The organism is Buchnera aphidicola (Tetraneura ulmi) (genome assembly GCF_964058925.1).
GTDB lineage: Bacteria > Pseudomonadota > Gammaproteobacteria > Enterobacterales > Enterobacteriaceae > Buchnera_D > Buchnera_D aphidicola_B.
This window is the reverse complement of the sequence record NZ_OZ060366.1, coordinates 469,388-481,888: the sequence shown is the minus strand read 5'-3', so window position 1 is coordinate 481,888 and position 12,501 is coordinate 469,388. Positions and strand designations below refer to the sequence as shown.

The window sequence follows — 12,501 nt, the reverse complement described above, 5'->3', positions numbered from 1 at the left end:
ATTATAATAATTTAAACAAATATTTTTTAAAAAAAAAAATTTTTTTTTAGATCTATTTTAGAATGTGTTAATATTAAAAAAAATCTAAATTTTTTTCAGATTTATTAATTTTTGATTTTTCATGCTTAATGTTTAAACTACAAAATTTTAATAGAGATTTTTTTTTAAAATTATTTAATAATTTTTTGGAATGATTTAATAATCAATAATTAAAAAATTAAATAAAATTTTTTTTAAATAGAAATCAAATTTAAATTTATTAATGTTTTTTTATATATAAATTTTATTTTTCTTTCTGGTATAAAATAATATTTTTCATTGTACTAGATATCGTTCACGGATTAAATGATTAAAAATATGGCAGAAAAAAGAAATATTTTTTTAATTGGACCTATGGGAGCTGGAAAAAGTACTATTGGTCGTTATTTAGCAAAACAATTAAATATGGAATTTTATGATTCTGATCAAGAGATTGAAAATCGAACAGGAGTAGATATTAGCTGGGTTTTTGATTTAGAAGGAGAAATTGGTTTTCGAAAAAGAGAAAAAAACATTATTAATGAATTGACAAAAAAAAAAGGAATTGTACTTGCTACCGGAGGGGGGTCAATTATATTAAAAGAATCTAGAAATTTTCTTTCTGGAAGAGGAATTGTAATATATCTAAAAACTAGTATTGAAAAACAGATAATACGAACACAAAAAGATAAAAAAAGACCTTTATTACAGAAAGATAATAGTTCAACTTCTATACGTACTGTTTTAGAGAATTTGGCGATTGTTAGAAATCCGTGGTATGAAGAGATTGCAGACGTAACTATTAGTACAGATTATAAGAGTGCTAGGTCTGTTGCATATTTTATCTTTCAATCTTTAGAAAAAAAATAATTATATTTTATATAGTAAAATACAATAGGTATAATAGAAATTATTGTGGAAAAAATTAATGTAATTTTAAAAAAAAGAACGTATCCAATTGTTATTGGATCTAATTTATTTGAAGTAGATGGAATTTTTTTTCCTTTAAAATCAGGTGAACAAGCTATGCTTGTTACAAATAAAACTTTAGCAAATTTATGGAAAGATAAAGTTTTGTATCAATTAAGAAGATCTGGAATAAAAGTAGATCAAGTGATTTTATCAGATGGTGAACAATATAAAACTATAAATGAAATGGAAGTTATTATATCTTCTCTTTTAGAGAAGCAACATAGTAGAGATACAACTTTAATAGCTCTTGGCGGTGGAGTCATAGGAGACATAACTGGTTTTTCTGCTTCTATTTATCAGAGAGGAGTTCGTTTTATACAAATACCTACAACATTTTTGTCTCAAGTAGATGCTTCAGTAGGTGGAAAAACTGGAGTCAATCATATTTTAGGAAAAAATATGATTGGAACATTTTGGCAACCATCTTCTGTTGTTATTAATTTAGATTTTTTACAAACTTTATCTACTTCGGAATTGATATCAGGTCTATCAGAAACTATTAAATATGCAATTGTATTTGATAAAGTATTTTTCACTTGGATAGAAGAAAATTTACATTCTCTTTTATTATTGAAAGAAAAAGAGATTACTTATTGTATTAAAAGATGTTGTGAAATTAAGTCTCATATTATTTCTTTGGATGAAAGGGAATCAAATATTAGATCTTTGTTGAATTTAGGACATACTTATGGACATGCAATTGAATCGCATTCTGGGTATGGAAATTGGTTGCATGGAGAAGCTGTATCTGTTGGAATAGTAATGGCTGCTCGAACTTCTGAAATTTTAGGATTTTTGAAGAAAGATGATATGAAACGAATAGTAAATTTATTGAATCGTGTAGGTTTGCCGACTAAAGGACCGAAAAGCATGCCTCCTTCTTCTTATCTTCCATACATTATGAGAGATAAAAAGGTTATTTCAGGTACAGTAAGATTAATTTTACCTATTTCAATAGGCAAAGCTAAAGTTCAAGAAGGAGTTGATAAAAATATAATTTTGTCAGCTATCAAAGATTGTCAATAAAAAAAAAGTTAGTTTGAAACAAAAAAAATGGTAAATTTTTATTTTTTTTATTTATAAAAAAACTTTTCGTTATTTTTTAAAATTATTTTTTTTTAATGAAAAGGTGTCAATTTTAATTTTAAAAAATATTTATACTTTTTTTTGATAGATTTTTTTATTGCGCCTTTTCTCTATTATTTAAGATTTTTATGTTTTTTAAATTTAATAAAACCATTTTTAATTTTATTAAATTAAATAAATTAAGTATTTATATTTTAAATTTAGTTAAGAGAAGAAAAATGAAAAACTATTTTTTAGCTCCTTCGATTTTATCTGCTGATTTTATTAGATTAGGAGAAGAAATTAATGAATCATTGTCTTCTGGAGGAGATGTAATTCATTTTGATGTTATGGATGGACATTATGTAGAAAATTTAACTTTTGGACCTGCAATTTTGAAATCAATTCGTAATTTTAAGATGGATGTTCCGATTGATGTACATTTAATGACTTATCCAGTGGATAAATTTATACCTATGTTTGCTGATGCAGGAGCTACTTTTATTACTTTTCATCCTGAGGCTACTAATCATTTAGATCATACAATAAATTTAATAAAAAGTTATGGTTGTAAAGTAGGATTAAGTTTTAATCCCACCACTTCATTAGATTATCTTGATTATACTTTAGATAGATTGGATATTATTGTTTTAATGTCTGTTAATCCTGGATTTGGTGGACAAAATTTTATACCGTTTGTTTTAAAAAAATTAAGTTTTGTTAGGAATTTAATTGAAAAAAATAAATTAAATATTTTATTAGCAGTAGATGGTGGTGTAAAAGTAGAAAATATAGGTAAAATTGCTAGATATGGAGCTGATTTTTTTGTTATTGGAACATCTTTGTTTGGTTCTAAAAATTATAAATTAGCTATTAGTTTAATGAGAAAAGAATTAGAAAAAGTTTCTATTATTAGAAAAAAAATTTAGTTTTTTTATTTAAAATTTTTATATAAAAAAATGAAAAATTTATATTTTATGGAATAAAAGATGAATTTAAAAAAAATTTTATTTACTGCTATACAACCTACTGGATCAATGACTTTAGGAAATTATACATCGATATTATCAAATGTTAAAAAAGTTCAAAATGATTATTTTTGTCTTTTTTGTGTCGCTGACTTACATGCAATTACTGTTCGAAATAATCCTAATGAATTAAAAAAGACAACTTTAGATGCATTAGCTTTTTATTTAGCTTCAGGTGCGAATCCTAATAAAAGTATAATTTTTGTTCAGTCATCTGTTTATGAACATGTTTATTTAAATTGGGTTTTAAATTGTTATTCGTATGTTGGAGAATTGAGTAGAATGATTCAGTTTAAAGAAAAATCTTTACAGAATAAAAATTCTATTAATTCTGGATTGTTAAATTACCCGATTCTAATGGCATCAGATGTTTTATTGTATAAAACAAATAAAATTTTAGTTGGTGAAGATCAAAAACAGCATTTAGAATTTATTAAAAAAATTGTTTATCGTTTTAATTCTTTATATGGAGATGTATTTACAGCTCCAATTGCTATTGATTTTTTATCTAAATTAAAAATTATGTCTTTATTAAATCCAAATAAAAAAATGTCTAAATCTGATATAAATAGAAAAAGTACTATTTTTTTATTGGATAATCAAGATTCTATATTTAAGAAAATTAAAAATTCAGTTACTGATTCTGAAGACCCAGGTTTAATTATTTATGATAAATTTAATAAATCAGGAATATCTAATTTATTAAATATAGTATCATTATTAACAAAAGTAAAAATTAAAGATTTAGAAATAAAATATAAAAATGTTAATTATAAAAAATTTAAAGAAGAAGTAGCTGAAATTATTAGTGAAAAATTATTCTGCTTACAAAAGAAATTTTTTGATTTTAGAAAAAATGAAGATTATTTATATGAAGTTGCTATTTCTGGAGCTGAAAAAGCAAAAATGAAAGCACAAAAAACTATTTTTTTAGTAAATAAATCAATTGGATTATTTAACTACTACTACAATTATTAAATTATTTTAAAAAAATCGTAATAATAGTTTTAGAAATTAAATAATATTCTTATTTGAATAGTAATTAGCTATTTTTTTTATGAGATGTAAAAAAAAATAAAATAATACTAATAATAAAGACTATAGAATATAGTATATTAGAAGCTAGGAGGGAAGCAAAAACTCCTTTTTTATTTATTATATATCCAGTAAAGATAAATGTAAGCAATGAACCAATTGTACCACATGTTAAAATTAAACTGATAATTTTAGGGGATATTTCTTTAATTTGTAGTGATGCTAAAGATATTATTATAGTATAAATAGCACTGGAAAAAAATCCTAAAATTATTATTGTAAAGTGAAGTATTATAATTTTTTTAGAATTAAGAAAGAAAAACATCATTATTGTAGAAATACCTGATAATATAGATAAAATTTTTTGCAAATCAAAAGATTCAAGTATAAAACTAAAAAACCACATTCCTATCATATAAGCCATCCAAAAATTACTAACTAGTTTTCCTGATTCAATTAAATTTAATTTAATAATTTTATGTATGTATTCTGGTATCCAGGAAATAAAACTAAGTTGTCCTAATATATAGGTTGTAGATGAAATTGATAATAATGTTAAACAAATTTTCTTTTTCAAGTTTAATTTTTTTTTTTCTTTTGTTTTTTTTTTAATTTTTTTTGAAAAAGTTGGAAATTGAGTTATTAAACTTAATACAAATATTAACAAATAAAGTATATCAATGATTATGTAAACATAATACCAAGGTTTTTTGATTGACATTAAAAATGAAGCTATTATTGGGAAAAATGTTCCTGATAAACTAAAAAATGAATCAGTAATAAGTAAAAGAGAGGCTCTTTTTTTTCCTTTATAAAGATATGTAATTAATAAAGTACCTATTGACATAGTAATTCCACTGACTATTCCCATAATAAATATATTTATTGAAAATATAATTAAATTTTTACTATAAATTAAACCTCCTATAGATATTATCATTAATATAAATCCTAATTGTAATTGATTTTTTATTGGTATTGTTTTTATTAACCAAGCATTTAAAAAAATTGCAATTAAAATTCCAAAGTTTAAAAATGTAAAAATATGACTTATATGCGAAATTGAAATATGAAAATATTTTGCCATATTTTCCATCATCACCCCTGTTACTGTTACTAAAGCACCAGTAATTAAATAAGATAAAAAACTGATACTAGTTAAACGAATTTTGTTGTCTTTCATTATTTTTTTCCATTTAATAATAATAAGTGTTTAAAAAGTATTTTTTTTGATTAGGATAATAATATTTTTTTTTAAATTATTTTTTTAAAATAGTTTTCAATAAGATTGCAAATTATTTTAAGTTTCAAAAAATGTTTATTAATTTAAATTAATTTAAGAAAAATAAAAAAATAAATATTTTATATTTTATAAATATAACATTTTTGTAGTTTTCAATGATAGGGTGTTTTATGATTAGAAAAGAAATTAAAACATTTAATAAAAAAATGTTTGAAAAATTAATAATTCCTTTTTATTCTCCATCTTCAATTATTCCTATATACGGTAAGGGAAGTCGAGTATTTGATCGATTAGGAAAAGATTATATTGATTTTTCTAGTGGAATAGGAGTAACTGCATTAGGTCATTGCAATTTTTTAATCCAAAAGTCTTTAGTATTACAAAGTAAAAAATTATGGCATATAAGTAATTTATTTGTTAATGAACCAGCAATAAATCTTGCACAAAGATTGAATAGTACAACTAGTTTTTCTTCTAGAGTTTTTTTTTCTAATTCAGGAGCTGAAGCGAATGAAGCTGCTTTTAAATTAGCTAGATATTATTCAAATAAAGTATATGGTTTTCATAAAAATAAAATAGTTTCTTTTTTGAATTCTTTTCATGGAAGAACGTTTTTTACAGTATGCGTAGGTGGGCAATTTAAATATTCAGATGGATTTGGTCCTAAACCGTCTGAAATTTTTCATATTCCATATAATGATATTAAGGCTATTAAATCTGTAGTTGATGACAGTACTTGTGCAGTTGTAGTAGAACCTATACAAGGAGAAGGTGGAGTTATACCTGCAAAAATGGATTTTATGCAAAAATTAAGAAATATATGTAACAAACATGATGTATTATTAATAGTCGATGAAATACAAACAGGAATGGGAAGAACTGGAAAATTATATTGTTATGAACATTATAATATAGAACCTGATATTATTACTTTAGCAAAAGCTTTAGGTTCTGGATTTCCTATTGGTGCTACATTAGTGAATGAAAAGATTTCTAAAGTAGTGGAAATTGGTATTCATGGAAGTACTTATGGAGGAAATCCATTATCCTGTGCTATAGCAGAAACATCTTTGAAGATAATTAATTCTGAAAAATTTTTATTAAATGTAAGAAAAAAGAATAAAATTTTTGTAAAAGAATTATTAAAAATAAATCGTAGAATAAATATTTTTAATGAAATTCGAGGAAAAGGTTTATTACTAGGAATAGATTTAAAAAATAAATATAAAAATGAAATTAATAAAATAATTTTATCATCTGCAAAAGAAGGAGTTTTGATATTGAAAGCTGGAAAAAATGTAATTAGATTATTACCTCCTTTGAACATAAAAAATAAAGATATTAAAGAAGGAATGTTTCGTTTTTATAAAGCTTTAAAAAACATTTAATTTTTATTTATTTAAATTGAGTTTTTATAAACTTTTTGTTTATTTTTTTTAAACATAAAATGTGTTCTTGTTGTTTATAAATAGTATTATTAGTAATATAATTTGTAAAAAAGAAAAATATACATATTATTTGTTTAAATTATTTTATGAAATATACAATTATAGTTTCAGATGTATTATTTGAAAATGTAAGATTTACAACTGCATTTTTGTTTTCTAATACTATTGTTTCTGCAGGATTTAAAATAATAAGTATTTTTTTTAATTTTAATGGAGTTTTTAATGCTAATAAGTTGATTTTTTCAAATTTTTATGAAAACAATCTAGTGAATTCTTGGAGCAATTTTGGTTTAAAATATAATATTCCTTTGTGTGTTTGTATAAATGATGCTTCAAAAAGAGGAATTTTTGATTTAGAACAAGTTGAATATAATAGCTTCAAAGAAGACAATTTAGCTAAAGGATTTAAATTAACGGGATTAACAGAATTATTTTTTTCTATACAACAGTCTGATAGAGTTATAAAATTTTAGAAATTTTTTTTTATTTTTTTATAAATGGATAAAGTTATTATTTTTCAAAACTTTTTTGTATTTTTTACTATGATGAAATCTATAGCTTTTGTAATTAGTAAATCTATTCATGGAAGTAGCATTGGACGTGAAGGATTAAATGTAGTTTTATCGGCTTCAACGATACAAGATAATATAGGAATTTTTTTTATTGGTGATGGAGTATTACAAATAGTAAAATTTCAAAATTCAGAAAGGGTTTTTTCTAATAATTATCCTTCTTATTTTTTAATATTAGTTAATTATGGAATTAAAACATTTTTCGTTTGTAAAAGATCTTTATTTGATAGGAATATTGATCTTAAAAATTCTTTTTTATTGGATGTTAGTATTTTGAATCCAAAGGAAATGAGAAAAAAAATAGATTCTTATGATTTAATTTTGAGTTTTTAGGGATTTTAAATGTTGCATATATTGCTTTCTTCCCCTTTTTCTTGTAATACAGATTTATTGTTTAGTTACTTTAAAGAGAATGATTCTTTAATAGCTTTACAGGACGGAGTAATTATTGCTTTAAGAAATAGTGTTTTTTTTAGAAAAACAACTAAACTTAGTAATTTGTATGTTTTAGGAGAAGACGTTACAGACAGAGGATTAAATTCATTTTTATCTCCTCATTTTTGTTTAATTAATTATAATTATTTTGTAAGAATGACTATAAAATATAGTAAATACATGAATTGGTAAAATTTTTAATAATTTTTTTATATTTTAAAATTTTATTTTTTTTAAGTAATTTAAATTAATTTAATTAGAGAGTTTTATGACTACAATAAATCAATTAGTTCGTTTTCCTCGTTCCAAAAAAATTATAAAAAACAATGTTCCTGCTTTGTCTTGTTGTCCTCAAAGAAGAGGTGTGTGTTTGCGGGTTTATACTACTACTCCAAAGAAACCAAATTCAGCTTTACGAAAAGTTTGTCGTGTTCGTTTAACGAATGGTTTTGAAGTTACTGCATATATTGGAGGTGAAGGACATAATTTACAAGAACATTCGGTTATTTTAATAAGAGGAGGTAGGGTTAAAGATTTACCTGGAGTTAGATATCATGTGGTTAGAGGTGCATTAGATTGTGCTGGTGTAAAAGATAGAAAAAAAAGTCGTTCTAAATATGGAGTAAAGAAATCTAAGAAATAGTTGTTTAAATTATAAATAGTTAGCTTTATTAGTGAGGTTTAACATGCCACGTCGTCGTGTAATTGGTAATAGAAAAATTTTACCTGATCCTAAATTTGGTTCAGAATTATTGGCTAAATTTATTAATATATTAATGGTTGATGGAAAAAAATCTATTTCTGAATTTATTGTATATCGTGCTTTAAAAGATTTATCGAGTAAATTAGGAAAAAATGAATTAGAGTGTTTCGAGATTGCTCTTGAAAATGTTCGTCCTACAGTAGAAGTAAAATCTCGAAGAGTTGGTGGTTCTACTTATCAAGTTCCAGTGGAAGTAAGATCTGTTAGAAGAAATGCTTTAGCTATGAGATGGATTATTGAGTCAGCAAGGAAAAGAACAGATAAATCTATGTCTTTAAGATTATTTAAAGAATTGTTTGACGCTTTAGAAAATAAAGGAATGGCAGTTAGAAAAAAAGAAGATGTGCATCGTATGGCTGAAGCAAACAAAGCTTTTGCTCATTATAGATGGTAATTAGTTTTAATAATTTATATTAATAGAATAATAATTTACATAAAGTATTTACTAGGAATAATAGAAAATTAATGACACGTAAAACACCCATAATAAATTATAGAAATATTGGTATTAGTGCTCATATTGATGCAGGTAAAACAACAACAACAGAAAGGATTTTATTTTATACTGGCGTAAATCATAAAATTGGTGAAGTCCATGATGGAGCAGCAACTATGGATTGGATGGAACAAGAACAAGAAAGAGGAATTACTATAACTTCTGCTGCAACAACTACTTTTTGGTCAGGGATGGCAAAACAGTTTTCACCGCATAGAATTAATATTATTGATACTCCAGGTCATGTGGATTTTACGATTGAAGTAGAGCGTTCAATGCGTGTTTTAGATGGAGTAGTGATGGTATATTGTGCAGTAGGAGGTGTTCAACCACAATCAGAAACGGTATGGAGACAAGCAAATAAATACGATGTTCCACGTATTGCTTTTATAAATAAAATGGATCGTATGGGAGCTGATTTTTTTAAGGTTATAAAACAAATTAAAAATCGTTTAGGTACTATTCCTGTTCCTTTGCAGTTAGCTATCGGATCTGAAGAAAATTTCTCTGGAGTAATCGATTTAATAAAAATGAAAGCAATAAATTGGAATAGTGATGATCAAGGAGTAGCATTTACTTACGAAAACATTCCAGATGATTTGTTAGATTTATCAAATCATTGGCGAGAATATTTAATTGAGTCTGCTGTAGAAAATGATGAATATATTATGGAAAAATACTTATCTGGAAAAAATATAAAAGAGGAGGAAATTAAGTCAGCTTTACGAAGTAGAGCTTTGAAGAATGAAATCATGTTAGTTACTTGTGGATCAGCTTTTAAAAATAAAGGTGTTCAAGCATTATTAGATGCAATTATTGAATATTTACCATCTCCTGTTGATGTAAAATCTATTAAAGGATTGTTTAATGACAATTCTAATTGTATTAATAAAAAATTTGATGATGATGAACCATTTTCTGCTATTGCTTTTAAAATAGCTTCAGACCCATTTGTAGGTAATCTGACTTTTTTTAGAGTTTATTCTGGAATAGTTCGTTCGGGAGATACTGTTTTTAATTCTGTTAAATTACATAAAGAACGGTTTGGTAGAATTGTACAAATGCATGCGAATAAACGAGATGAAATAAAGGAAGTCAGGGCTGGGGATATTGCAGCAGCAATTGGTTTAAAAAATGTGAGTACTGGAGACACTTTGTGTGATTTAAATCATACGATTGTTTTAGAAAAAATGGATTTTCCAGAACCAGTTATTTCTATCTCTGTAGAACCTAAAACTAAAATAGATCAAGAAAAAATGGGTAATGCGTTAACTAGATTAGCTAGGGAAGATCCTTCTTTTAGAGTTTGGGTGGATCATGAATCTAATCAGACAATAATAGCTGGAATGGGAGAATTACATTTAGAAATTATTGTAGATAGAATGAATCGAGAATTTGGGGTAGAAGCAAATATTGGAACTCCTCAAGTTTCTTACAGAGAAACGATTCGTAATATTGTTAAAAATGTTGAAGGAAAACATATCAAACAGTCTGGTGGTAGAGGTCAGTATGGACATGTAGTAATTGATATTTTTCCATTAGATCCTGGTGGAAAAGGTTATATTTTTTTAAATGAAATTAAAGGTGGAATTATTCCTGGAGAGTATATTCCAGCAGTAGATAAGGGAATTCAAGAACAATTAAAAAATGGTCCATTAGCAGGATATCCTGTAGTTGATATTGGGATACGATTAGTTTTTGGTTCTTATCATGATGTAGATTCTTCAGAATTAGCATTTAAAATTGCTGCTTCCATTGCTTTTAAAAATGCTTTTAAACAAGCTAATCCAGTCTTATTGGAACCAATTATGAAAGTTGAAGTAGAAACTCCAGAAAATTATATGGGTGAAGTAATAGGGGATTTAAGTCGTCGACGAGGAATTATAGAAGGAATGATTGATTCTTCATTTGGTAAAATAATTCAATCTAAAGTACCTTTATCTGAAATGTTTGGATATGCTACTGATTTACGTTCTCAAACTCAAGGACGAGCTTCTTATTCTATGGAATTTTTGAAATATTCAGAAACACCTAATAATATTTCTAAAAATATTATTGATAACAAAAAAAAATGATTTTATTAAAAATAAAAAAAATTTTATTTGTTAGTTTTAGTTTTTTTTTTTAAATATGAATTGAATAAGGATTATGAGTTATGTCTAAAGAAAAATTTAATCGTTTAAAACCACATATTAATGTTGGAACAATAGGTCATGTAGATCACGGAAAAACTACTTTAACTGCAGCAATTACTACTGTTTTAGCTAAAAAATATGGAGGATCAGCTCGTGCGTTTGATCAAATAGATAATGCACCTGAAGAAAAAGCTAGAGGAATTACGATAAATACTTCACATGTAGAATATGATACGGAAATCAGACACTACGCTCATGTCGATTGTCCAGGACATGCCGATTATATTAAGAATATGGTTACTGGTGCAGCTCAAATGGATGGAGCAGTTTTGGTAGTAGCAGCAACTGATGGACCAATGCCTCAAACTAGAGAACATATTTTGTTAGGTCGTCAGGTAGGAGTTCCGTATATTGTTGTTTTTATTAATAAATGTGATATGGTTGATGACGAAGAACTATTAGAATTAGTCGAAATGGAAGTTCGGGATTTGTTAACTCAATATAATTTTCCCGGAGATGATACTCCAATAATAAGAGGTTCAGCTTTAAAAGCATTAGAAGGGGATTTAATTTGGGAAAAGAAAATTTTGGATCTTGCTAACGCTTTAGATTCATATATACCTGAACCTAAAAGAGCAGTAGAAAAACCTTTTTTATTACCGATTGAGGATGTTTTTTCTATTTCTGGAAGAGGGACAGTAGTAACTGGTAGAGTTGAATGTGGAGTGGTAAAAGTTGGTGAAGAAGTTGAGATTGTTGGAATTAGACCAACAATGAAAACTATTTGTACTGGAGTAGAGATGTTTAGAAAATTATTAGATGAAGGTAGAGCAGGGGAAAATGTTGGTGTTTTATTAAGAGGAACTAAAAGAGATGAAATCGAAAGAGGTCAAGTATTATCGAAGCCTGGTTCTATACTTCCTCATATGAAGTTTGAATCAGAAGTATATGTATTAAATAAAGAAGAAGGAGGAAGACATACTCCTTTTTTTAATGGATATAGACCTCAATTCTATTTTAGAACTACTGATGTTACCGGTTCTGTTACTTTATCTAAAGATGTAGAAATGGTTATGCCTGGAGATAATATTAAAATGTTAGTTACATTAATTCATCCTATAGCAATGTCAGAAGGATTAAGGTTTGCAATTCGAGAGGGTGGACGTACAGTTGGAGCAGGAGTAGTAACTAAAGTGATTTCTTGATTTAATACATATTCATTGGTTAACTTACTAAAGTTGAATAAAATTTAATTGATAATCATATATTCATCAAGAAAAGAAATTTTATT

At 25.5% G+C, this 12,501-nt stretch carries 13 protein-coding genes; 12 read left to right on the top strand and 1 reads right to left on the bottom strand.

Annotated features, from left to right (window positions below; translation table 11 throughout):
- Positions 1-357 precede the first annotated feature (357 nt).
- The 4 genes from aroK (at position 358) to trpS (ending at position 4,061) form a co-directional block, all read left to right on the top strand.
- Entirely contained in the window at positions 358-888 is a 531-nt protein-coding gene (aroK, locus tag AB4W66_RS02275) for a shikimate kinase AroK (protein ID WP_367675091.1), read from the top strand.
- Between the two features lie 45 nt (positions 889-933).
- Positions 934-2,016, top strand: a complete 1,083-nt coding sequence (aroB, locus tag AB4W66_RS02270) for a 3-dehydroquinate synthase (RefSeq protein WP_367674823.1) — start codon at positions 934-936, stop codon at positions 2,014-2,016.
- Between the two features lie 278 nt (positions 2,017-2,294).
- Positions 2,295-2,984, top strand: a complete 690-nt coding sequence (gene rpe, locus AB4W66_RS02265; RefSeq protein WP_367674822.1) for a ribulose-phosphate 3-epimerase — start codon at positions 2,295-2,297, stop codon at positions 2,982-2,984.
- Positions 2,985-3,044: 60 nt separating this feature from the next.
- Positions 3,045-4,061 carry a tryptophan--tRNA ligase gene (gene trpS, locus AB4W66_RS02260; RefSeq protein WP_367674821.1) on the top strand — a complete coding sequence of 339 codons (1,017 nt, stop codon included), beginning with the start codon at positions 3,045-3,047 and terminating at the stop codon, positions 4,059-4,061.
- 64 nt (positions 4,062-4,125) lie between these two features.
- Here the strand turns inward: trpS and tsgA are convergent, their stop codons facing one another.
- Complete coding sequence (tsgA, locus tag AB4W66_RS02255; protein WP_367675090.1) at positions 4,126-5,304, bottom strand: MFS transporter TsgA; 1,179 nt, start codon at positions 5,302-5,304, stop codon at positions 4,126-4,128.
- 227 nt (positions 5,305-5,531) lie between these two features.
- On the opposite strand from tsgA, the gene AB4W66_RS02250 reads away from it, so the two are divergent.
- From AB4W66_RS02250 to tuf, 8 genes are all read left to right on the top strand, one after another.
- Positions 5,532-6,749, top strand: a complete 1,218-nt coding sequence (locus AB4W66_RS02250; protein WP_367674820.1) for an acetylornithine/succinyldiaminopimelate transaminase — start codon at positions 5,532-5,534, stop codon at positions 6,747-6,749.
- 146 nt (positions 6,750-6,895) lie between these two features.
- On the top strand, positions 6,896-7,282 hold the full coding sequence (gene tusD / locus AB4W66_RS02245; RefSeq protein ID WP_367674819.1) for a sulfurtransferase complex subunit TusD: 387 nt from the start codon (positions 6,896-6,898) through the stop codon (positions 7,280-7,282).
- A 24-nt stretch (positions 7,283-7,306) separates the two neighbouring features.
- Positions 7,307-7,714 (top strand): sulfurtransferase complex subunit TusC, encoded by a 408-nt coding sequence (gene tusC, locus AB4W66_RS02240; protein ID WP_367674818.1) that lies wholly within the window; start codon positions 7,307-7,309, stop codon positions 7,712-7,714.
- A 9-nt stretch (positions 7,715-7,723) separates the two neighbouring features.
- Positions 7,724-8,008 (top strand): sulfurtransferase complex subunit TusB, encoded by a 285-nt coding sequence (tusB, locus tag AB4W66_RS02235; protein ID WP_367674817.1) that lies wholly within the window; start codon positions 7,724-7,726, stop codon positions 8,006-8,008.
- Between the two features lie 76 nt (positions 8,009-8,084).
- The gene (gene rpsL, locus AB4W66_RS02230) at positions 8,085-8,459 is read left to right on the top strand and encodes a 30S ribosomal protein S12 (protein WP_367674816.1); all 375 of its coding nucleotides are present in this window, start codon (positions 8,085-8,087) and stop codon (positions 8,457-8,459) included.
- Between the two features lie 43 nt (positions 8,460-8,502).
- Positions 8,503-8,973: a 30S ribosomal protein S7 gene (rpsG, locus tag AB4W66_RS02225; protein ID WP_367674815.1), complete on the top strand. Its 471-nt coding sequence runs from the start codon at positions 8,503-8,505 to the stop codon at positions 8,971-8,973.
- A gap of 71 nt (positions 8,974-9,044) precedes the next feature.
- A complete protein-coding gene (gene fusA / locus AB4W66_RS02220; protein WP_367674814.1) occupies positions 9,045-11,150 on the top strand; it encodes an elongation factor G in 2,106 nt (701 codons plus the stop codon).
- 80 nt (positions 11,151-11,230) lie between these two features.
- On the top strand, positions 11,231-12,415 hold the full coding sequence (tuf, locus tag AB4W66_RS02215) for an elongation factor Tu (protein WP_367674813.1): 1,185 nt from the start codon (positions 11,231-11,233) through the stop codon (positions 12,413-12,415).
- Positions 12,416-12,501 lie beyond the last annotated feature (86 nt).